Annotated in this window: 17 protein-coding genes, 2 tRNA genes and 1 pseudogene; 6 read left to right on the forward strand and 14 right to left on the reverse strand. The window is 70.2% G+C overall.

Annotated elements, in window-relative coordinates; genetic code table 11:
- Positions 1-135: 135 nt before the first annotated feature.
- On the reverse strand, positions 136-1,257 hold the full coding sequence (locus ACGFI2_RS19255) for a globin domain-containing protein (protein WP_393518617.1): 1,122 nt from the start codon (positions 1,255-1,257) through the stop codon (positions 136-138).
- Between the two features lie 122 nt (positions 1,258-1,379).
- On the opposite strand from ACGFI2_RS19255, the gene ACGFI2_RS19260 reads away from it, so the two are divergent.
- Positions 1,380-2,153, forward strand: a complete 774-nt coding sequence (locus tag ACGFI2_RS19260) for a CPBP family intramembrane glutamic endopeptidase (protein WP_393518620.1) — start codon at positions 1,380-1,382, stop codon at positions 2,151-2,153.
- A 135-nt stretch (positions 2,154-2,288) separates the two neighbouring features.
- Here ACGFI2_RS19260 and ACGFI2_RS19265 read toward each other — a convergent pair whose 3' ends face one another.
- The gene (locus ACGFI2_RS19265) at positions 2,289-3,995 is read right to left on the reverse strand and encodes a hypothetical protein (RefSeq protein WP_393518623.1); all 1,707 of its coding nucleotides are present in this window, start codon (positions 3,993-3,995) and stop codon (positions 2,289-2,291) included.
- 133 nt (positions 3,996-4,128) lie between these two features.
- Here ACGFI2_RS19265 and ACGFI2_RS19270 point away from each other — a divergent pair.
- Positions 4,129-4,219 (forward strand) — tRNA-Ser (locus ACGFI2_RS19270).
- Between the two features lie 36 nt (positions 4,220-4,255).
- Positions 4,256-4,328, forward strand: a tRNA-Arg gene (locus ACGFI2_RS19275).
- Positions 4,329-4,747: 419 nt separating this feature from the next.
- Here the strand turns inward: ACGFI2_RS19275 and ACGFI2_RS19280 are convergent.
- The 7 genes from ACGFI2_RS19280 to ACGFI2_RS19310 form a co-directional block, all read right to left on the reverse strand.
- The gene (locus tag ACGFI2_RS19280; protein WP_393518626.1) at positions 4,748-6,685 is read right to left on the reverse strand and encodes a hypothetical protein; all 1,938 of its coding nucleotides are present in this window, start codon (positions 6,683-6,685) and stop codon (positions 4,748-4,750) included.
- Between the two features lie 650 nt (positions 6,686-7,335).
- Positions 7,336-8,226, reverse strand: a complete 891-nt coding sequence (locus ACGFI2_RS19285; RefSeq protein ID WP_393518629.1) for a ribokinase — start codon at positions 8,224-8,226, stop codon at positions 7,336-7,338.
- Positions 8,223-9,602 (reverse strand): helix-turn-helix domain-containing protein, encoded by a 1,380-nt coding sequence (locus tag ACGFI2_RS19290; protein WP_393518632.1) that lies wholly within the window; start codon positions 9,600-9,602, stop codon positions 8,223-8,225. The genes ACGFI2_RS19285 and ACGFI2_RS19290 overlap by 4 nt, the downstream gene beginning before the upstream one ends.
- Before the next feature lie 264 nt (positions 9,603-9,866).
- Complete coding sequence (locus tag ACGFI2_RS19295; protein WP_393518635.1) at positions 9,867-10,217, reverse strand: hypothetical protein; 351 nt, start codon at positions 10,215-10,217, stop codon at positions 9,867-9,869.
- A 105-nt stretch (positions 10,218-10,322) separates the two neighbouring features.
- Entirely contained in the window at positions 10,323-10,940 is a 618-nt protein-coding gene (locus ACGFI2_RS19300; RefSeq protein WP_393518638.1) for an AAA family ATPase, read from the reverse strand.
- Between the two features lie 11 nt (positions 10,941-10,951).
- A complete protein-coding gene (locus ACGFI2_RS19305; RefSeq protein WP_393518641.1) occupies positions 10,952-12,913 on the reverse strand; it encodes an ABC transporter ATP-binding protein in 1,962 nt (653 codons plus the stop codon).
- A gap of 139 nt (positions 12,914-13,052) precedes the next feature.
- A complete protein-coding gene (locus ACGFI2_RS19310; protein WP_393518644.1) occupies positions 13,053-13,541 on the reverse strand; it encodes an NUDIX domain-containing protein in 489 nt (162 codons plus the stop codon).
- Between the two features lie 255 nt (positions 13,542-13,796).
- Between ACGFI2_RS19310 and ACGFI2_RS19315 the strand changes: the two are divergent.
- The 3 genes and pseudogenes from ACGFI2_RS19315 to ACGFI2_RS19325 all read left to right on the forward strand — a co-directional run.
- Positions 13,797-14,474 (forward strand): annotated as a pseudogene (locus tag ACGFI2_RS19315) (helix-turn-helix domain-containing protein); the annotation flags it as partial.
- Between the two features lie 629 nt (positions 14,475-15,103).
- Positions 15,104-15,814 carry a 2'-5' RNA ligase family protein gene (locus ACGFI2_RS19320; RefSeq protein ID WP_393518647.1) on the forward strand — a complete coding sequence of 237 codons (711 nt, stop codon included), beginning with the start codon at positions 15,104-15,106 and terminating at the stop codon, positions 15,812-15,814.
- A complete protein-coding gene (locus ACGFI2_RS19325) occupies positions 15,801-16,352 on the forward strand; it encodes an NUDIX hydrolase (RefSeq protein ID WP_393518650.1) in 552 nt (183 codons plus the stop codon). The genes ACGFI2_RS19320 and ACGFI2_RS19325 overlap by 14 nt, the downstream gene beginning before the upstream one ends.
- A gap of 156 nt (positions 16,353-16,508) precedes the next feature.
- Here the strand turns inward: ACGFI2_RS19325 and ACGFI2_RS19330 are convergent, their stop codons facing one another.
- The 5 genes from ACGFI2_RS19330 to ACGFI2_RS19350 form a co-directional block, all read right to left on the reverse strand.
- On the reverse strand, positions 16,509-17,900 hold the full coding sequence (locus ACGFI2_RS19330; RefSeq protein WP_393518653.1) for a UDP-glucose dehydrogenase family protein: 1,392 nt from the start codon (positions 17,898-17,900) through the stop codon (positions 16,509-16,511).
- A 201-nt stretch (positions 17,901-18,101) separates the two neighbouring features.
- Positions 18,102-19,115, reverse strand: a complete 1,014-nt coding sequence (locus ACGFI2_RS19335; protein ID WP_393518656.1) for an ornithine cyclodeaminase — start codon at positions 19,113-19,115, stop codon at positions 18,102-18,104.
- Positions 19,105-20,157, reverse strand: coding sequence for a pyridoxal-phosphate dependent enzyme (locus tag ACGFI2_RS19340; protein WP_393518659.1), 1,053 nt, complete (start codon positions 20,155-20,157; stop codon positions 19,105-19,107). Before ACGFI2_RS19340 ends, ACGFI2_RS19335 begins: the two co-directional genes overlap by 11 nt.
- Positions 20,154-20,729: a GTP cyclohydrolase I gene (folE, locus tag ACGFI2_RS19345; protein ID WP_393518661.1), complete on the reverse strand. Its 576-nt coding sequence runs from the start codon at positions 20,727-20,729 to the stop codon at positions 20,154-20,156. Before folE ends, ACGFI2_RS19340 begins: the two co-directional genes overlap by 4 nt.
- Entirely contained in the window at positions 20,726-21,946 is a 1,221-nt protein-coding gene (locus tag ACGFI2_RS19350; protein WP_393518663.1) for a hypothetical protein, read from the reverse strand. Before ACGFI2_RS19350 ends, folE begins: the two co-directional genes overlap by 4 nt.
- Between the last annotated feature and the right edge of the window lie 115 nt (positions 21,947-22,061).

Genomic DNA, 22,061 nt, shown 5'->3' on the forward strand with positions numbered 1-22,061 from the left:
AGAAGGCAACCGTGACGCTCGCCGAGACGTCATAGTCCACGAGACCTGCCTCCCTCCCGGGGGGGGGGGGGGGGGGGGGGGCGGGGGGGGGGGGGGGCCCCCCCCCCCCCCCCCCGGCTCGGGGGGAGTAAGGCTCTAGAGGGCGCCGAACGTGTCGTAGCGGATGTGGTCCGGCGGGACGTCGTCGGCGGCGAGCGCCCGCAGGGTGGCCCGGACCATGGCGGCCGAGCCGGAGACGTAGCAGTCGTGCGTGGTCCACGGGCCGTACCTGGTGACCACCTCGGCGACGTCCCCGATCTCCCCGGCGAAGGCCGGCTCCTCGCTGCACGCCGGCGTCACCGACAGCCAGGGGTAGGTGGCCACCAGCTCGTCCAGCCCGGGCAGCCCGTACAGCTCGTCCGGGTGGCGGGCGCCGTAGAAGACGTGCACCCAGCGGGTCCGGTTGACCCGGGTCAGCTCCTCCACCAGCGCCTTGATCGGGGCCAGCCCCACCCCGCCGGCCACGCAGAGGATGTCCCGGGTGGAGTCCGGGTCCAGGGTCATCGAACCCATCGGCGCGGCCAGCCGCAGCAGGTCACCCGGCCTGGTCCGGCGGACCAGCGCGCCGGACACCCAGCCGGCGCCCCCGTTCGGCGTGCGGACGTGGAACTCCAGCACGTTCTCCTCGTTCGGGGCGTTCGCCACCGAGTACGTCCGCCACGTGCACGGGAGGTGGCGGGGAACCTCCACGCTGACGTACTGGCCGGCCTGCCAGGGGAGCGGGTCCTGCAGGGCCCGCACGGTCAGCACCGCCGTGTCCGGGCCGTGCCGCTCGTGGGTCAGCACCTCGGCGTGCCAGAACGGCGGGTTCCCGTCGGCCTCCGCGCCGACCTGCATCCGCCCGCTGATCCTCGCGTACGCGTCCCGCCACGCCTGGTCGTACTCCAGGTTCCAGCCGTCACCGGCGACGCTGCGCAGCCCGTCCAGCAGGGCGACGCCAAGCGTCTCGTAGTGCTCCGGCGTCACGTGGTACTTCCGGTGGTCCCGGCCCAGCCCGCGCAGGTAGTCGTCGAACGTCTCCGGGTCGTCCATGGTCTGGGCGGCCGTGACGATCGCCTCCAGCAGCCGGTCGCGCTGGCCGCTCATCTGCACCGGGAAGAGCTTGCGCAGCTCCGGGTCGAGCAGGAACAGCCGGGCGTAGAAGTGGCCGCAGAGCCGCTCGCTGTGCTCCTCGACCAGGGCCCAGCTCTCCTTCAACAGCCGCGCGACGTTCTCCACAGGGCACGCTCCTTCTCCGGGACGGGCGGATCGGCCCGGATAGAATGTCCACGGAGCGTGTCGAGTGGTCGCACACAATGTGCGATCGACTCATCTGCCGCCGGGAGTGGTTTCATGGTCCGGTGACGGTTGACGAGCTGGCCCGCCCGGTCTCCCGCCGGGTGCTGGGCACCGAGACGCTGCTCGTGCTCGGTCTCTCCCTCGGCCAGTCGGCCGTGTACGCGCTGGTCTCGCTGATCGCCAAGCTGACCGCGTCCGGCGGGCTGTCCAAGCAGACCGCCGCGCTGAACACGTCCGCCTCGGCCCGGCCGTACCTCGACCTCACCTACCAGCTGCTCGGGATCGTCTTCGCGCTGCTTCCGGTGCTGCTCGCCGTACACCTGCTGGCGCGCGACCCCGGCGACCCGACGCGGACGCTCGGCGTCGACCTCACCCGGCCCGGCTCGGACCTGGCCCGGGGCGCCGGCCTGGCCGCGCTCATCGGCCTGCCCGGGCTGGCGCTGTTCTGGGTGGCCGCGCAGCTCGGCGTGAACGCCACCCTGGTCCCGGCCGCGCTGCCGGACCTCTGGTGGGCGGTGCCGGTGCTGATCCTCGCCGCCGTGCAGAACGCCGTGCTGGAGGAGGTGATCGTGGTCGGCTACCTGGTGACCCGGCTGCGGCAGCTCAACTGGCGGCTCGGCGCGGTGCTCGCCACCAGCGCCCTGCTGCGCGGCTCCTACCACCTCTACCAGGGCTTCGGCGCGTTCGTCGGCAACGCCGTGATGGGCGTGATCTTCGGGCTGGTCTACCTGCGCACCCGCCGGGTGGCGCCGCTGATCGTCGCGCACACCCTGCTCGACGTGGTCGCCTTCGTCGGCTACGCGCTGCTGCCGAAGTCCTGGTTCGGCTGGCTCTGACCCGCTTTGCCGGTCCAGCGCCGCCCGGCCGCCAGCTCGGCGGGGGCCCGCCAGCTCGGCCCAAGGCCCGCCAGCTCGGCGAGGTGGCGGTATCCCGGCCCTCTGGACCCCGCTACCTCCCCGAGCCGGTGTCGATCATGGTCGGTATCGGCCGACCGCCCGGCCGGCGACCCGCTCCGCGGCGGCCGTACCGCCGGTCACGGCCGCCAGCACCGCCGCGCCCGGCAGCAACCGCGCGGCCAGCCGCAACCCGAGCCAGCCGCCCGCCTGCGCGGCCACCGGTGTGGCCAGCCGCCAGGCCGCCTCGGCCACCCGGCCCCACGGCCCGTCCGCCGGCTCGCCGGCCTCCCGGGCCGCCGCCAGCGCCGCACGCGCGGCGCCCTCGTCCGGGTGCACCGACGTCAGCACCAGCAACTCCGCCGCCCGGTCCGGATCCGCCGGGTCGTGGCCGTAGGCGGCGGCCACGTGCAGCACCAGGTTCGCCTGCGTCCAGAGCACCGCCGCCAGCTCCGCCGCCGGGGCGAACAGCCCGGCCCCCGCCGCCAGCGCGCCGCCCGTACCGGCCATCCGGACGAACCGCCGCGTCGCCAACCGGGCCACCCCGTCGGCGTCCGCCTGCGGGTAGGCCCCGCGGACCTGCTCCACCCAGCTCCGGGCCCGCGGCCCGAGCGCGTCCACCGCGGCCAGGGCCAGCAGCTCCGGCGCGAACCCGGGGTGGTCACGCAGGCGCGGCCCCACCGCCCGCCAGCCCTCCACCGGGGTACGCGTCACCGCCGCGATCCTGTTCGCGGCCGGCTCGACGCCGACCTGCTCCTGGGCTTGCTGGTGTTCGGCCTGCTCCTGGGCTTGCTGGTGTTCGGCCTGCTCGTGCCGTATCTGCTCGTGGCCGGGCGGCGGCGTCTGTGCGGGCTGCTCGGGCTCGGGCTGCTCGTCGGCGGCATCGGTGCGTCGGCTCGCGGCGGGCCGGATCTTCGGCTGGTGGCCGGCCGTCTCGTCCGACAGAGGTCCGACGGGTGCCCGTTTGGCGATGCGCTTCGCCGGGCTGGTCTTCGCCGCCGGAGCGGCCTTGGTGCTCCGGCGGGCCCGCGGGGCCCGAGGCGTGGAGCCGGTCTCCTCCGCCGCTCCGCCGGCCGCATCCCCGAGGGCCGGATCCACCCCGGTCGGTGCGGTGAACTCGGGCGCGACGGCAGTCTTCCGGGGCGTGGCGGGAACCTTCCGCGCGGCCTTCCTGGCCGTCTTCTTCTCGGCGGGGACGCGCCGCGCCTGCGGCGGGGGTCCCTCGCCGGCCGGACCCTCCGTGGCCGTCGCCGGCGTGGCGGCTGCCGTCTCCTCGGCGGGGGACCGTCGGACCGGTGTGTCCGTGGACGCCTGACCGGCGGACGCCGCCACGACGGGAGACGTGCTCGGCGCGGGCGCCGAATCGCCGGGGGCCGGTCGAGGCTCGGCGCCGCCGGCCGGGCTACCGGGATCGGGCAAGGACGGCGCGGCGACCGGCTGACCGGGGTCGTCCGGGGACGGCACGGCGACCGGCGTACCCGGATCGGTCGGGGAGGTCCCGGCGGACGGCTCGCCGGCCGGCGTACCCGGAAGGGGCGCGGACGGCTCGACGGCCGGGCGTGGGCGCGGAGCCGGCGGGGCGTCGGCGGCCGGCTCGGGCGGCTGGAACAGGACGGTCGGCGCGGCCCGGCGCGCTCGCTTGCGCGGCGGCGCGTCGTCCGTCGCGTCCGTCGGCGCCGGCTCGGGAGCCGGCGGTGGGCTGAAGGTCGGTCGGGGGGAGCGGCTCCGCCGGGCCTTGACGGCGGGCTCGCGACGGGGGGGATCGCTCGACGGCTGCTCCTGCATATCGATGGAGCGTAGTCGTGGACGTGACCTGGCACACGGCGAAGACACGGCGTTCGACGGGGTACGGGTAGTCGCTTTGCCCCCGGCGGGTGTGGACCTGTATTCTCGGGCGCGGTGGCCTCCGGGTCACCGGGGAGACTTCGCCTAGTCTGGTCTATGGCGCCGCACTGCTAATGCGGTTGGGGTCTTAAAGCCCCTCCCGGGTTCGAATCCCGGAGTCTCCGCGCGAAAGCCGGTTGTGTAGACTGGCCGAGCACCGGGCGCCCGTAGCTCAATGGATAGAGCATCTGACTACGGATCAGAAGGTTAGGGGTTCGAGTCCCTTCGGGCGCACTTGAGGATCAAGGCCGTTACCAGCGGAAACGCCGGTAACGGCCTTGATCCTGTTCCAGTATGTGATGCGATCTTCCATGATGTGGACGCTTGGTGCTCCGTTGGTGCTCCTCTGTTTCGGTGGTGCTCTGCGTCGTTCTGTGCCATAACTGTCGGTAATGGGTCCGCTGGTGTTCGCGGGTTCCCGCGGGCTGGTGGTTCGGGGGCCGTGTCGCGCGCATTCGTGGTCGACCGATGTGCGCAGGGTTCGGAGGCCGAACAGGTCCGGGGTTAACCGTGAGCCGACGGTGCCGGTGCCGCGAGCAACGCCCATCACACTCCGGCCGATGTCACGGTGACCAAGGCTTGTAGCCTCTGCTCGTCGCGCCGTGAATCGAACGTGGACAACGAGGAACCCGGGCCGGGCCTGGTCTGCTCGTCTAGGCGAACAAGGCGGTGGCGACATCGGGCGCGTCCGGCACGCTGGCACGCCAGGAGTCGGCGTTAGCCTTGATCTCGTCGTGGGCCAGAACCGGCCCGCGGCCGTCGACGAGACCAGTCAAGGTGACGCGCAGCGCCGCGCGGGCGATGTTGTGCCCGAACGCCCCGACGGTTTCAACGGCACCCGCCGATGCCGGACCGCCGTGAGTGAGCGCATTGCGCAGCCGCCGAAGCCGATTGACCTGCGAGGTCCAGTTCACCTCCAACTCGCCGCACCACGCCTCGACCGTTGCTGGGGCGGCCAGCCGGGCGGAGAGGGTGTCCAACCGGCGACCGATCCTGGTGTGAACCGGGTAGATCGCCCGTAGGCCGGGAAGGATCTCCAGCGCTCGATCGAGATGCAGGGCGTAGGTGCCAGGTCCCTTGCGCACCTGGATCTTGGAATGGGCTCTTTCCATCTGGGCACGATGCTCGGGTGCCACCGCGCCCGGGCGGCTGGCAGCCTCGGCGCAGGTGTTGAACAAGCATTGGTGAATCTGGCTCCTGATCCAGTGCTGCTTCCACGTCTGCCCGAGAAACTCGTGCCACTCGTCGCCGCCGATGAGCGACGCGACCCACTCGACAACTCGTACGTCAAGGACGACGCGGGGGAGGTTCGACTGGTCTCCCGCCTCCTGCCACCAGCGCACCACGTCGATCGCCGCGCGCAGCGTGTCCGGCACCGGGGACAGATGCGGCCCAAGCATGCCGGATAGACCTTCCAACACGTGACCGGTCGGATCCTCCGTCGGCACCAGATGAGGATGCAGCGATGGCGCATGGAACAGGGGCATGCCCGTGACGCGGTCGTCGACCGCGTGCAGAGATCCGTTCCACGGCACCCAGTTGCTGGTATCCGTGTCGAATCGCGCGATCGACACGATCGCGTGGGCGAGGTCAGTGGCACGGCCGACCGGGTCCGCGAAGCGCCCGTGACCCAGATCGACACGGGCGAAGACGAGATAGTCGTCGGTGGGGATGTCCTCGGAGCGCAGCCACCCATCGGCATTCCTGAGTTCGGCGGGCACCCACTCCTTGTCGGCGCCGGTCTGGCCGACCATGCCTTGAAACATGGGCCCGATGTAGAAGGTGACCGGACCCACGCTGAAGTGCGAGGCGTCGCCGAGGTGAGCCTGACCGAACACGAGCCATACAACGTGGTGACCGTCGCGGGGAGGGGTGGTGAGCAAGCGTTCGCACAGTGCAAGGCGGGCGGCATCGTCCAGCCCGGCGGCCTCGTCCGGGCCCGGCCAGGTGCTGATGTCGTCTCGGTCGAGATCACCAAGAAGGACACGGGCCTCGGTCACGAAGGTGGCACTGTCGTGCAGGACGCCGGTCAACACTCGGCCGGCGTCCCGCGGGCTGAGCTCGGCACTGGACAGCAGCGACCGGAACAGATCGCGGCGACTGCCTAGGTCGTCGGACGAGACCGCCGTTCCCTGGCAGGCGTCTACCAGGTCACGCCACGCCGCCACCATCACCGCAGGCTCCGCGAGGCGGGCCAGCAGCCTTTCCAACGCGGCAGCGGGGATCGGTACCGTAGATTTCCACCCGTTCACCACATTGCTGACATTCCCGGTTTGGGAGACGATGCTGATGAGCTGCCGGGCCTGATCGTCCACGGTGACTAGATCCTGGCCCAACTCCGACCGCAGATGGGAGCCGCACCTGCCGACGGCGAGACGGAGGTCGTCCATCGCCGACTTCCAAGGTTGCTTCCGCTTGCCATCGAAGGACCCGGTGATCCAGCTCAGCGCCTCCGACACGGCGAGGGGAAGCGCTACCGCTCCAACACCGCTCCACGGCTCATCGTCAGCACGGGTCCACCAGCCGACCGCGTCGTGTAGCTCGTCGAGACTGCGGGGCGGAAAGTGGAAGGCAGGCCCGGAGGGGAACACGAAGGAAGTATCGCAACGCACGCAAGGCGAATCTCTCGGACTTGCGGGGCCCGGACTCAGCTCGACGCGTGGCCGATCCTCTCCCGATCGAAACGTACCAATCAGCGACGGGGATCTCCGTCCGGTGGTTCGACCGTGCGGGAGCGAACTCGTCCCACGAGGCATAGGCGGGCGTTTGGGGCGTGGCCTGCGTGGGTCTTCGACAGGTGGCGCACTTGGCGCATCCCGGGCTCTTGCCTGGGGCAGGGCGACCACGGGGGGAGCTGCCCTGCCCCAACGATGTCGTCACAGTAGACCTGGCCATCGGCGCCGGACATCCCCAAGGTGGCCGACACCGGCGCCCGTGCGATCCGGATTAACCCCACCGGAATTCCCTGAACTGGCCGTCCGGCGCCGTCATCAAGCAAGCGGCCTGCCGGCAGTCAGTGGGCAGGCGAGCGCCTGGTGGACCGGATGGTTCGGGTGCGGCGACCGAGGTCGTGGCGAAGACGCCAGTTCGGTATCGCGGACCCAGGCGACAGGCAGATGACATGAGGAGGCTCGTTCACGCCGATCGTAGATGCGTGCGGCGGCGCACACGAGAGCTCATTACCGGTGGCTGCGTCAGCGGCTGAGTCGCTGACCTCGAACGAGTGTTTTCGTCAGCCTATTCAGCGCGTCAGGTCGTGAGAGCCGCTGTGCCCGACGGTGTGGGAGCCGGCTTGGATGGCGGTGGTGAGGGCGTCCGGTAGTGGGGTGTGGCGGGCGAGGTCGAAGGCAAGAGAGCCGAGGAAGGCGTCGCCGGCTCCGGTGGTGTCGACGACCGGGACGGCAAGTGCCGGCAGGGTGCCGGACCCGTGGGGGTGGGCGAAGGCGGCGCCGTTGGGGCCTGCGGTGACGATGACGGTACGGGGGCCGAGGCGTTGCAGTGCGGCGGCGGCGTCGAGCGGGTTGCGAGCGGTGGTGCGCAGGATGGCGGTGGCTTCGTGCTGGTTGACCACGAGGACGTCGAGTTCCGCGAGCAGCCGGGGGTCGAGGTCGGGGTGGGGGACGAGGTTGCCGAGGATGATCGGTGCGCGGCGGTGGCTTAGCAGTGTGGTTACGGGTTCGGGTGGCAGGTCGAGCTGAACGATTACGGCTTCCGCAGTGAGGCAGGCGGTGGCGCGGTGGATGTCGTCGGTGGTGAGTTCGGTGGCGGGTGAGAGTGCGAGGGTGATGTAGCTTTCGCCGTCGGGGGTGACCTCGATGATGGCCGCGCCGGTGGTGGCGTCGGGGACGAGCCGGACGTGGCGGGTGTCGACCCTGGCGTCGGTCAGTGTTGCGGTGATCTGGTGGGCCCAGGTGTCTGCGCCGACGTTGGCGATCAGGGCGACGCGCCCTCCGCGGCGGGCGGCGGCGATGGCCTGGTTGAGGCTTTTGCCTCCGGCGTTGGCGGTCAGAGGCGAGCCGATGGCGGTGCGGCCGGGTCGGGCACGGTGGGGTACATGGATGGTCAGGTCGATGTTGGCCCGGCCGACGAAGGCGGCATCGACCCTGCCGCCGACCCCGCTGCTGTCGGTCACGAGGTCGCCGCGGACGCGACCAGGGCGGCACGCAACTGCTGCACTGCGGGCTCGGTGGGAAACGCCGCGAGCTGACGGCCCGCGATCGCGACCTCGCGTTGGATTCGTACCGAGCGGGTGAGGTTGGCCAGGTTGAGCGCGGCGAGGGCGGCGGCAGCGGCCGGCTCGGGTTCATCGGCGGCGGCGTAGGCGACGGCGGTACGCGCCAGATAGCGGCCCCGTTCACGTCGGTACGTTTCCGGCCATGCGTCGAGAGCCTGGCCGAAACACCGGACGGCGGCGCCGGGGCGGCCCAGCCGAAGCCAGCCCTCGCCCTCCTGCGCACTGATGTACGCCCCGGTGCAGAACGCACCGAGCCCACCGCCGTCTGTTCCGGCGGCGACAGCGAGGTGGTGGGCCTCGTCGATGGCGGCCCGGAACGAGCCGGCGTCACCTTCGACCGTGTGCCCGTGCGCGCGTTGCACCGCCGCGAACGCGCGCACCTGCTCCCGCGTGCTACCAGCGCGCTCGGCAGCACGTGCCAGTCCGAGTACGCGGTCCTGGTCGGCGGCGTCGGTGGCCCGCTGGGCCATGCGAGCGAAGACGTAAGCGGTGAACTCCATGTCGCCGGCTTCTTGAGACATGGTCAACGCTTGGGCGAGCCACCATTCGCCGGCGTCCCGGTCGCCCATATCGTCGCTGAGCCAGCCGGCGAATTCTGCCCACCGGGCCTCGGTACTCAACAGCGCGTCGCGCAGGCTGCCTCGTGCGGCTCGGCGGTAGTCGGCGATGTGACCGAGCTGCTGGCGGGCCGTGGGGAGGATCGCTGCGGCACCGACCCGGTTGTCGGACTCTACGAGCACCGACCGCAGTACCGCGAAGTGCTCCACGACGGCCGGATCAACCTGCGCCGCCCGTGTCGCTGTGGGCAGCGGTTCCGCACTCGCCAGGGACGCCACCACACTGCCGGGGACCGCCTGCAGGAGAGCCCGGCGGCTGACCTGAACGTGCCGTCCTCGCCCGTCTGCCACAGTCACCAAGATATCCGCCTCCCCTGCGGACTGGCCGTTCGTATCGGTCACCAAGGTGGTGCCGGCCGCGGTTAGAGCGGTAGTAAATGCCGCTGTTCCCCTGGCCCGGCGGTACCTCTGCTCAACGGCCACGACCTGGTCGTACCCGGCAGTGAGGGCGCCGTCAGTGTCGAGGACCTCGTCACAGCGTTTCCAGAAGGCCCGGTCCGGGTGCTGGCGTCCCACTTCGGTATTCGCGATCGTGCTGCGGCCGGTAAGGATCCTGGGTGCCAGTGAGTGCTGGGTGTGACCGGCCGCCTTGCGGTACGCGGCCAACTGCTGCCCAAGCCCGCGCCACGCTTCGCTTAACTCCTGCGGATCTGCCACCGTCGCCTCCCCGCGGCGATCGCACCTCGGCTGGCGGAGTGAGGTGACCGGGCGCCAGCCAAAGGCGTTTTTCGATGTAATGCGCTACCCTACCGTGCGGTCGCGCCTGCGTAGGTCGTCTACGCGCCGTTGGCGGCAGCGGCTTCCGTCGCGAGCTTTGGCCCAACCGAGGGGCGTCAGCGGTGTGTCGATCCGCGCCAGAGTGCGCCGGCCGCCACTGCGCCTGATGCCTTCAACCGTCACGACGGTTGGTGGGCCAGGTGGTCACGGTCGTTCTATCGGCTGAGGGTGATTGAGGTGCAGGTGTTGGGCGAGGTAATCGCCCAACGATGTCGCGTGCGGAAGCTCGGGGTCGTTGGTGGGGCCGGCGGGGACATAGCGTGTGTGGCGTAGCTCGTCGACGAACACGGCTGTCGGTGTTCCGCCGCGCAGACCGGTAGTGATCGCCGTGGACAGGGCGTCGGTTAGTCCGGCCAGGGTGGAGCCGTGTTTTCCCATCCTCAGGTCGACGTGGGTGAGGGCGCCGCTGGCTGCTGCGGCTGTCATCAGGTGTCCGGGGACGCCGCCGATCAAGAAATGACTGGTGACCCCGGCCGCGCGTCGAGGCACGGTCATTTCGCTCATAGTGTTCGTGGCCCTCTCTGGTGGCGTGCGCCTCAACGTGACGCAGGACGGCTATTCGTATCGGGATTTCGGGACGACATGTGTGGGCTTGCTTGGTCAGCTGCTCGTCGCAGCGGCGGGAGAGGTGTCGGCCTTGCGGGCGCAATGCCGGCAGCGTCGTGGGCAGGGCGTTTGCGGTGTGGCGCTGATGAGGCTGCTGGCGTGCAGGATCGTGGTGACCGTCTGCTCGAGGGTGTGGGGTTCGGGGATGATGGTTTCGCCGGGAACGTTGAGTACGTCTCGGTGGGTGTACCAGCGGCGCATCTCATCGGGGGTGACGGGGATGGGTTCGTCTCGGTTGAGGTGGCGGCGGATGGTCTCGTCGATGGAGACGTCGAGGTAGAACACGGCGGCCGGACCGGGGTGGTTGTCGATGAGTTGGTGCAGCACGGTGGCGTAGCGTTCGGTGTGCAGGATGCCTTCCAGGATGACGTGGTAGCCCAGGTCGAGGGCGGTGCGGGCGGTCGCGGTGATGAACGTCGGGGCTACCGGGTCGATGTGGGTGCTGTCGTGTTCGCGAAGCAGGGTTCTGCGGAGGTAGTCCTGCTCCAGGAGAGCGGCCCCCCGTCCGTAGCGGCGCCGGACCTCGCGGGCGGCGGTGGTCTTCCCGCTGCCGGAGTTGCCGCGGATGATCACCAGCGTTGGTGCGAGATCGGTGGTGTGCGGTTTGTTCATCTGGTGGTCCTTCAGGCGGAGGCCGGTTGGCGGGGCAGCGTCGTGGGGCTGTCATAGCCGGCGGCTTGGAGGGTGAACAGTTCGGCGTAGCGTCCGTCGGCGGTCATGAGTTGGTCGTGGGTGCCGGTCTCGACGAGGTGGCCGTGGTGCAGGACGTAGATGCGGTCGGCGTGGCGGACGTTGGCGAGACGGTGGGTGATCAGGATGGTGATGCCGGTGCCCTGCCGGTCGCGGATGGCCTGGAAGAGGGCGTCCTCGGCGCGGGGGTCGAGGGCGGAGGACGGCTCGTCCATGATGAGCACGTCGGCGTCGCGCAGGAAACCGCGGGCGGCGGTGATGCGTTGCCACTGGCCGCCGGAGAGGTCCTGACCGCCGGCGAAGGTGCGGTCGAGCAGCGTCTCGTACCCGTGGGGCAGGTCGGTGATCATGTCGTGGGCGACGGCGCGGGCGGCGGCGGCCTCGATCCGGTCCTGCTCCGTCGTGGTGGTGATGTCGCCGATGGCGATGTTGGTGGCGGCGGTGAACGGCCACTTGTGGTACTCCTGCGTGACCACGCCGATCCGGGCCCGGAGGGCGTCGGTGCCCCAGTCGTCGCCGGACCGCCCGTTGTAGCGGATGGCGCCGCTGGTGGGGGTGCGGAGGGTGGCGATCATGGTGGCCAGGGTGGACTTGCCGGAGCCGTTCTCCCCGACGAACGCCACGGTCTGCCCGGCGGAGACGGTCAGGGTGACCTGGTCGACGGCCGGGGTGTCGCGGTCCGGATAGCGCAGGCTCACCGCGTCGACGTTGATCTCCCGCAGCCGCTCCGCGACCGGCGCGTCGGCGGTCCGGTCGCTGGGTGGTGGCAGGTGGTCGGCGGCCCGGGTCATGAAGCCGGTGTAGTCGCGGAAGTGTTGCCCCTCGGTGTAGACCCGGTCGACCTGGAACGTGACCACGGCCAGCGAGCGTTGCGCGGACTGGACGGCGATCACGCAGGTCGCGGCGGCGGCGAGCGGGATCTGCCCGTCGATGAGCAGCAGGCCGAGCAGGACGTAGACCACGGCGGTGGCGATCCCGCCGATCATCGCGCCGACGGTGGTCGTCGTGGTGACCCGGCGGGCCAGGGCGAGTTGAATCCGGGTCTCGACGTGCATGACCCGGTCGTACTGGTCGAGCAGGAAGTCGCGCAGCCCGTAGGTGCGCAGTTCGGGGGCGGAGTCGCGTTCGGCCATCAGCCTGTGCAGCAGCCATAGCCGGCGGCGGCGTACCGACCCGGCGGCGTAGGTCTGGTAGCGCAGGTGCCCGGCCCGCAGCGCCGCCCACCCGTTCGGCACGGTCGCCACCAGCAGGGCGAGCAGCAGCAACGGGTGGACCACCACCACGGCGACCGCGACGGCGATCACGCCGGCCAGGCCGGCGAGCAGGTTCATCGACGCCTGGACCAGGGAGGTGGTGGAGTTCGCGCCGCGGGAGGCGCGTTCCATGTCGTCGGCGAACGCGTCGGCGTCGAACGCCTCCAACCGTACGGCGGTGGTCACCTCGAACAGGCCCCGTTCGACCTCTCGGTCGACCTTCGGGGTGAGGCCGTTCTGCGCGTACCCCATGGCGGTGGCCATGCCGGCGCGCAGCGCGGTGGCCGCCGCGAGCGCGGCCAGCGCGGGCAGCGCGGCCACCACCTTGTCGGCGGTCGGCCCGCCGGCGAATAGCTCCACCAGCACCCGCTGCGCCGCGAGGAGCCCGAACGCGGACATCACCCCCGCCACCACCGTCGTCGCCGCCACCACCGACGTGCGCGCCCGGTCGGCGCGCCAACTCACGACGAGCGCGGCCCAGACCAGGCGGGGCAGTTCGGAGAAGACGGCGAACAGGCCGGCTTGCGCTCGCGCCCGCACACCGGTCTCCCACCACACCTCCCGCAGCTCCGGCAACACCGAATCCCGCTGCGGTGGCGCCGTACGGGCGGGCGTTCGGTCGGGGTGGTCGGTTCTCGGCATGGCGGTACCTCCCGAAGGTGAGCACGGTGGGCGGCGGTGGTGTCTCGATGCGAACGGCGGAAGCGGAGGTGTCCCGTTGGCGTTCCCGGCTGGCGCACCCGACGCTTCGCCCGTCCGGGAGGCGTCCCGGTCGGTGGGCCTACGGTCGGGTGACTCGGACGCCGTCTCCGAGGTAGTAGCTGCACCCGTCCGCACGGGCGTGCAGCGCCTCGGTGATCCGGCGGGTCAGCAACGGCGGTAGCCGCTGGGCGGCCTCTGGCGGGTCGGAGAAGGCCCAGCCCTTCAACTCGCCGGGCGGCACCACGATCCGTTCGTGCACGCGGGGTTCGAGGGTGCCGCCGTCGTAGACGACCATGACACCCTCGGCGCGCCCGGCGCAGGCCGGCACCCAGTCCACCACCAGCAACCGACCCGGTGCCAGGTCAAGGCCGAGTTCCTCCCGGCGCTCCCGGATCGCAGCCTGGTACGGCGACTCGTCAGTCTCAACGTACCCGCCAGGAATCTCCCAGCTGGCCTTGTAGACCGGCTCGACCAGCAAAACCCGCTCATCCGCGTCGGTGATCAACAGTCCGGCGGCCATCCGCCTGCGGGGCATGCCAGCGGTGACGTCGCGGCGTTCGGAGGGCATGCAGGGACCGTAGGACGCCGGCCGGCCGACACGCCCGCAGCGCCGTGCGCCGACATTGTCGGCAGATGCCGACACAACTCCGACACCACATCCACCCCGTCCGCGCCACGGCCCCCCGCCGTGGCAGCCAGCGCCGTGATCTGGACATTCATCACCCGCAGGCAACCGCAGAAGGGAGTTCCCAGGGTGCAAAAGTGTCACCGGGAGCAGCTACGGTGTCGGCTCATCGTGACTGCGGCACCGGGGGTGGCAGCGATGGTCGACCACGACGAGATTGCCGCCGCTCGCCGCGCGCTCGGCCGCCACCTCGCCCACCTGCGGAAGGACGCCGGCCACACCCAGCACGGGTTGGCCCGGCTCGTGCAGTACGGGCGCAGTTCGGTGGCGAACACCGAGACCGGACGCCAACATCCCGAGCGGTCCTTCTGGTCCCGCTGCGACGCGGTGTTGCGCACCGGTGGCGTGCTGACCGCCGAGTACGACCGCATCGCCGACCTGGACCACCAACACCGCCACCGCCCGGCGCCCGGACCCGCTGGCCCCGGCTCTGCCACCGACGCGGGAGCCGTGTGGTGGGAGCACGAGGAACGCATCACCGCCCGCCGGTCCGCGCTGACCGCTACGGCCGATGACGACGCACGGCTGGCGCACCTGGAGCACGAAGTACGGCAAGCGATCGGTGACAACGAACGACTCCCGCCGGCCACGCTCGTGGCCCGGCTGCGTCCCCTACGGGTCAGCGTCGACCAGCTGATGGCCGCCCGGCAGCACCCACCGCAACGCGCCCGGCTCTACACCGCCGCCGCCCACCTGTCCGGGCTCCTCGCCGCCCTCGCCCTGGACCTGCGAGCCTTCCCAGTCGCCCACGCCTACGCCGCCGAAGCCTTCGACCTCGCCCACGCCGCTGGGCAACCCGACACGCAGGCCTGGGCCCGCGCCACCCAAAGCCTGGTCGCCTACTACACCGGCAAGCACCGCGACGCACTCGCCTACGCCGAAGACGGCCTGCGCCATGCCGGCGCCGGCCCGCACCGCATTCGCCTCACGATCAACGGGCAAGCACGAGCGCTCGCCCACCTCGGCGACCGCCGGGGCGTCCACCAAGCCGTGGACCATGCGTTCGCCCTGATACCCGAACACGCAACGGGCGGGCAGGTCAGCACCAGCCTCACCCTCGGCCCGTACTGCCCGGCCCGGGCCGCCGCCAACGCGGCGACGGCCTACCTGGTTCTCGGCGACTCCACCGGCGTCGTTGACCAGCTCACCGCCGCTGTCGCGGCGTTCGACGCGGCGCAGCTGCGCGGTCCGCAGGCGCTCTGCCGCCTCGATCTGGCCACGGCCCACGCGTGGGCGGGCGACCTCGACCACGCCGCTGGGCTGGCGCTGGAAGCACTCAGCCTCACCGCCGAGTACCGCTTCGAATCGGTCTACCAACGCGCTCGTCAATTCCTCGCCGCCGCCCGCCCCTTCGGCCGTCACTCGCGACTACAGGATGTCGCGGACCTGTTCACCGAATTGACGCATCCCGGCAGCCCGCCACCACCGGGCCTACGATCGCCGACATGAGCAGCCGGGAATTGGCCAGCCTGCGGCAGCGGTGGACCGCCTACCGGGACCTGGCCGCACTCACCGAGCACTGGTACTGGCGTCCCGGCTGGCGCGCCGGCCGCCACTTCTACACCTGGCACCTCACCTTCCAGGAACAGCCCGACCTCCACCGCCTCGTCACCGACCTTCAACACCAGCTCCAGTTCCCCGGACTGGACCTGGTGCCGATCGACGGCCTGCACCTGACCATGCAGGGCCTCGGCTTCACCGACGAGACGTCCGACAGCGACATCGAAGCGATCATCACCGAGGCGCGGCAACGCTGCGCCGGCCTGCCGCCGCTGGATCTGTCTCTCGGCCCCGTCGACCCCGACGCCGAAGGAATCGGTCTGCTCGTCCAGCCCTGGAGCGCCATCGAAAGGCTCCGCAGCGAGATCCGGGCCGCGATCGCCGCCGTGCGACCGACCGTCCCCGAACCAGCCGACGGGTTTCGGCCCCACGTCACGATCGCCTACAGCGGGGTACCTGCACCCACAGCCCCCATCCGCGCCCGGCTGGCCGAGTTGCGGGACATGCCCGCCGTGACAGCGACGATCAGCGAGGTGTCACTGATCGCCCTCCACCGGGAGCACCACACCTACCGATGGTCGACACGGGCAACCGCGCCCCTGAACGGACAGGGCCCCCAACGCGCTGAAGCGGAGGCAGGTCGTGGCGATCAGTAACTCGGACATCTCAAGGGTTCTTTTGGCCTACCTTGAGTGCTATCCGGACGACGCCGTGCCGCTGTCTGAGCCGGTGAAGCTGCTGGCTGAGGGAGAGGGATTCGCCTCCCGCCGAACCTTCCCGATGCATGTGACCGTCGGCGCTCTCTTGGTCCGCCGCGGCGCCGAGGTACTGCTTGTTGATCATCTCGCCTACGGGATCCTCCTCCAGCCCGGAGGACACCTGGAGCCGACCGACTCCACGTTGATCAGCGCGGCGGTGCGTGAGCTGGTAGAGGAAACCGGTGTTGATCCCAGCGAACTCGTCCCAGCATCGCCGATGCCGGTCTACGTCGAGTACGGCAGAGTTCCGGCGCGGCCGACGAAGGACGAGCCGGAACACTTGCATCTCGACTTCGGCTACTCGTTCCTGACCACGCAGGCCGACGTGGGGCTCATCCAAGAATCGGAGGTGCGAGGTGCAACGTGGCACCCCCTCTCCGTGGCTGAGCGGCTTGTCGGCCCTCGCATCGCGCGGGCGATGAACGCTTCGTCATGAAATGGATGACGGCTCAGGCGGACATTGCCGACCGCCTACTGGGCGTCACGGCTACGCGTCGCCCGCTCACGCTGCGGCCAGCTGCAACATGAGCGCGACACGCAGGCCCGCGGCAGAGACGTACTTCCGCCAACTTCGCCAAGAAGCTGCGGACACTCAGGCCTGGGAGCGCGGAGGAATGGCAGGTGCGGTCATGGTCAGGTATCGGTAGCCGATTTCGGTGAGCCTGTCGGCGTCGAGGCAGTGTCGCCCGTCGAGCACGAGCGGTGCGCGCATGGTGGGGGCGAACTTGGCCCAGTCGAGGTCGCGGTAGTGCGACCACTCGGTGGCGACCACGATGGCGTCGGCGTCGTCGAACACGTCTTCGACGCGGTCGGCGAGGTGCTCGGCCAGGGTGGGCTGTTCGCGGCGGAAGCGATCGGCGGCGACGGGGTCGTGCAGGGTGATCCGGGCACCGCGTTCGAGGAGCAGGTTCGCGATGTCGATGGCCGGTGAGTCACGCAGGTCGTCGGTGTCCGGCTTGAACGCGAGACCGAGGATGCCGATCTTGCGGCCCTTGATGATGTGGAGTTCGTCGAGGAGCCGGTCGACGACCTTGGTGCGCTGGCGGTGGTTGACGTCGCGGGCGGCGGTGACGATCGGCATGGCGAGGTGGTACTCGCTGGCGGTCGCGATGAGCGCTGCGGTGTCCTTGCCGAAGCAGGAGCCGCCCCAGCCGATGCCGGGGTTCAGGAAGCGGGGGCCGATGCGGGCGTCAAGGCCGGTGCCGCGGGCGACCTCGCGAACGTCGGCGCCGACCTTGCCGGCGATCGCGGCAATCTCGTTGATGTAGCTGATCTTGAGGGCGAGGAAGGCGTTGGCCGCGTACTTGATCAGCTCGGCAGAGGCCAGGTCGGTGGAGACCAGCGGCACGGCGCTCATGCCGGCAGGGCGCGGCAGCACCGTGGGCGGGGTGAAGGACTGGTTGAGGATGGGTCGGTAGAGCTGGTTGAGGACGTCCAGGCTGGCCTGGTTGTCGGAGCCGATGACGATCCGGTCCGGGTAGAGGGTGTCGGCGAGCGCGGTGCCCTCGCGCAGGAACTCTGGGTTCGACGCGACCGCGAATTGCTGGTCGGGGCGGCGGCCGTGGTGGCGCTCGTACGCCTCGCGCAGGATCGCGTCGACCCAGTTGCCGGAGCCGATCGGGACGGTGCTCTTGTTCACCACCACGGTGAAGCCGCCACGCAGGTGTTCGGCGACGCTTTCGGCGGCGGATCGCAGGTACTGCAGGTCGGGGTTGCCGTTGTCCAGTTGCGGGGTCTGCACGGCGATGAACACGACGTCGGCGTCGGGCACGCCAACGGCGTAGTCGGTGGTGAAGGTCAGGTGGGAGGACGCCTGATCGAGGAGCGCTTCCAGGTGCGGCTCGTAGATGGGGCACTTACCGGCACGGAGGATGTCGATCTTGCGTTGGTCGAGGTCAATGCAGGTGATGTCGTGGCCCAGGAAGGCCAGGCTGACGCTGGTGGTGAGACCGACGTATCCGGTGCCGACAACACAGACCTTCATTGAGTGGCTCCCCTCGCCTGATACAAGTCAGAGGTGATCAAGACTGCGACGTCAACGACGCCTACAACGGTCGCCGACTCAGCGGGCCGCCGTTCCGTTGTGATGGTCTGTCGGCGACGTAGCTGGGATCGGTATGCGACACGGCGACGTGATGCCGATCAGAGGCAGGTCGCAGTCCGCACCCAGCCGAACAGGTAGCGGTCATCGAGGCAGGAGAGTCCCCTTCCCTGATCGGGCTGCTGCGGCTTGTACTTCAGCGGCGATCGCAATGTCATGCACTCCCATACCAAACGGGTTAACGACGACGCGGTGGTGGGGCTGAACTGGTCGTTCGTAGCGGCCCGACACGACGGTGGCTAGGTCGGCGTCGATTTTGCGTCTGTTGGCCGTGGGTGAATCGGTGGGTCCTGTGACCTTGCCTGCCTGGGCGAGCTGGCCGAGTAGGCGGTGCCGGTCGTTTCGCACGAGGTTCCAGTCGTCGACGACGAGGTGGTCGCTGCCGAGCAGAAGTTCCTCGGTGGCGTCGTCGAGGGAGACGTTGAGGAATGTCGCGCCTGGCTGAAGCCAGTCGAGTTGTGCGTACGGGGTCGTCGTGGTGGTGACCGCGACGACTAGCTCTGCACCTCGGACCGCTGTTTCTGCGTCGTCAGCGACATGGATTTCCGCCTGGTGGCTGTGGCTGTCGGTGAGTCGTTTCGCGCGCTCAACGTTGAGGTCGAAGGCGAGAATGCGTCGCAGGTTGGCGCACAGGGGTGTCAGCAGGTTGAGCTGGGTGGCGGCTTGTCGACCGCAGCCGAGGACAGCGATGGTGCGGATCGCGGCCACATCGCGCAGCGCACGTACGGCGACGGCGGAGACGGCCGCTGTACGAAGCGCGCTGATGGTTCCGCCCTCCATGACGCAGGTCGGCGCGGCGGTCTCATGGTCGTGCAGCACGATGAGGCCGTGGGCTCGTGGCAGGCCGCGATCAAGGTTGCCGAGGCACGAGTTGATGATTTTGCAGCCGTGGTTGATGCCGGAGTTGGCTGGTAGGACGAGGCTACGGGCGGCGGTGCCGTCGGGTGCGGTCCATCTCAGCGCGGCCTCAGCGGTGACGCTTGCGGTCCCCTGCGCGACCCGGCGGAAGGTGTCCTCGACAATGGCGAGGGGATCGAAAGACTGGCATATTTTCGTGACGTCGGCCTCGCTGAGGTACAGCAGCGGCTCAAGGCTCATGGAAGATGGTTCCTTGCGGTAGTGCGGCGTTGTAAAGGGCGCTGATGGCGTCGGTGTCGCTGGTCGTCGGCGTTGGCCCCGTGGTGGCGTAGATGGTGTTCTGGTATCGGTCGCCGCCGTCGGGGCAGAGGCAGGCGACGTCGCTGATGGTGGGGTCGTCGAGGGCCAGCCGCGTGGCGGCGGTGACGGTGGCGCCGGCTGAGCCGCCGAGGGACAGGCCGGTGCGGGCTCGGATGATGCGGCAGGTGTGTGCGGCGTCGTCGTCGGTGACGTGGATGACGCGGTCGCAGTCGTCGGGTCGGAGGAGCTGGGAGACGAGGCCGGAGCCGAAGCCGGGTAGTTTGCGGGGGCGCGGCCGGAGTGGTCCGCCGATTGCGGTCGAGCCGACGGCGTCTACGGCGACGACCTGGACAGTGGGGGCGTGCCGGCGTAGGTGTGCGATGACGCCTGCCAGTGTGCCGCCGGTCGACACTGGGACGGCGACGGCGTCGGGTGGCCCCAGCGCAGCCGGGCCGAGGAGCTCTGGGCCGGTGGTGGCGGCGTGGGCTGCCGGGCCGGCGGGGTTGCCGTACTGGTCGGTCCATACGGCGTCAGGGTGGTGGAGCTGGAAGGTGTGGACGGCGTCGATGCGCGCGTGGACCTGGTGGATCGGGTCGGGCGTGTCGACGGTGACCAATTCGGCACCCAGTTCGATCATCCGTGCCAGGCTGTAGGCGGGTGTGGTGGCGTCGACCATGAGGGTGCACCGGTAGCCGCGCTCGCGGCACAGGCCGGCGAGAGCGATGCCGAGGTTCCCGGATGTGGACTCCACGACGTGTCCACCGGGTCGGAGAGCGCCCTGAGCGACGAGGGAGTCGAGCAAGGCTTGGGCGGTGCGGGCCTTGACGGAGCCGTACCGGTTTGCGGCTTCGAGTTTGAGGCGCAACCGCACGGTTCGAGACGGCAGTGGCACCTGCAGGACCGCGACCGGAGTTGCCGCACCGTCGGTGGCGGCGGTGGGCAGTGACGGCTGCGATGTTGTCCGCGTCATCTCATCACTCACCGGGCGGAGTGCAGGAACTCGTCGCGCAGTGCCGTGTCGGATCGGAGCGTGCCGAGTAGCGCGGTGGTGATCGTCTCGGCGCCTGGCGCTTGGGCGCCACGCAGGGTCATGCACAGGTGCTCGGCGCGGACGAGGACGCCGACGCCGGCTGGGGCGAGGTGTTCGGCGAGGTACGTGGCGATCTGCTGGGTCAGACGTTCCTGGACTTGAGGGCGTCTGGCGGTGTGCTCGACGAGCCGGGCGAGCTTCGACAGCCCGACGATCTTGTCGGTGGGTTGGTAGGCGACGTCGGCGGTGCCGCGGAACGGCAGCATGTGGTGCTCGCAGAGGCTGTGGAACGGAATCGCGCGGATGGTGACGAGGCGGTCGTATGCGGCGTCGTTCGGGAAGGTGGTGAGGGTGAAGGTGCGCGGGGTGAGCAGCTCGGCGTAGGCGGCAACCATCCGGGTCGGGGTGTTGGTGGTGGCGGGGGCGTCGATGTCCACCCCCAGTGCCTTGAGGAGCTGCGTGGCGGCGTCGCGCGCGGACTCGAGGTCCGGCGGGACGGTGACCGTGCTGAGGTCGGTGGTCATGGGGTGTCCTTGTCGACCGGGGGCAGGAGGTGCGGACGCCGCGCCACGACGTCGCGGAGGAAGGACAGCTTGGAGTAGTAGCCGAGCTGGGCGGGCAGTGCGTGCTCGGCGAGGACGCCGGCGACCCAGTCGGTGATGCGCTCGACTTCGGCGAAGACGGCGGGCTCGTCCAAGGGCAGCACGCTTCGGCTGCGCAGGTATTCGACCTCGACCTGAGCGAGCGCTTCGGTCGGGTCGGCGTGCAGGGCGCAGCGGTCGACGAAGATGCCGTAGTGGTGGCCGGTGCGCAGCGACTCGAACTTGATGTCGTAGCGCATGCGGCGGAACCCTGGCATGGGCCGGGCGAGGAGCCCGAGGGTGTCACGTACGTAGCTGTCGAGGGGCTCGGTGATGGTGACGTCGATGTCGACGTGCTCGTGGCGGACCAGTGCGTCGGTGTCGTAGTTCTTGCGTTTGACTTGGTAAAGGCCGGGCTGGGTGTAGAGGAACGAGACGTAGCCGCGCTGCGGGCCTGGTCCGTGGACCTCGAAGAGGGTGTTGGCGAAGTCCCACGTTTCGAGAGGGTCGCGGAAGCGGGGTGCCATCTCGGGCAACGCGCCGGCGGCCACGCGGTCGTGCAGGTCGACGGCGAGGGGCCACAGGGGGGTGTCACGCGGCAGGGTGAACTTGGTTTCGATTTCCTTGCCGACGTGCGCCTGGGTGATGGCACCGTCGAGGCTGTTGAGCTGCGCGGCGCGCGCCCCATGGCGGGTGACCGCGTCAGGTATCCATGCGACGGGATCGGTCGGGTCACCGGTGGGGGTAGGGGACGTGCGGATGAAGCATCCGGCGTCGGGGCGTAGGTGCACCCGGCTGTAGGTGTGCCATCCGTCGGAGTGGGTGGTGGCACAGTACAGCGGTGTGTGGCCACGCGGGTCAGCCCCGCCGATCGTGGTCAGCGCATCGGTGAGCGCGCAGCCAAGGTGCAGACCGGCCAGCAGGGCGCCGGCCGGGATCTGCTGAGTGTTCTGGCGGGTTCCGTCGTGGGTCCGGGTGATCACCGGCAGGAGCTGGTCGTCGCTGAAGCTGGCGATGATGGTGTGCGGTGGCTGTGGCTGTGGCGGTGTGGGCACGGTGACCACGGTGATCGGCTCGTCCGGGCGCAATGCCCGGGGGTGGTGGAGCAGGTCGGCGTCAGCGATGAGCAGCAGCGCCTGGCCGGCGGCGGGGCGTGTCATCGACCCTCGCCTTTCTGCACGGTTCGTTGGTGCGTGTCGTGAAGAGCGCGTAGGAGACCGGCGGTAGGGTGCCACGGGTGCCTCTCGCCCGGTCGTTGACCGCTGAGGCGAGGTG

The sequence above is a fragment of the Micromonospora sp. NPDC049282 genome (assembly GCF_043197045.1).
Lineage (GTDB): Bacteria > Actinomycetota > Actinomycetes > Mycobacteriales > Micromonosporaceae > Micromonospora.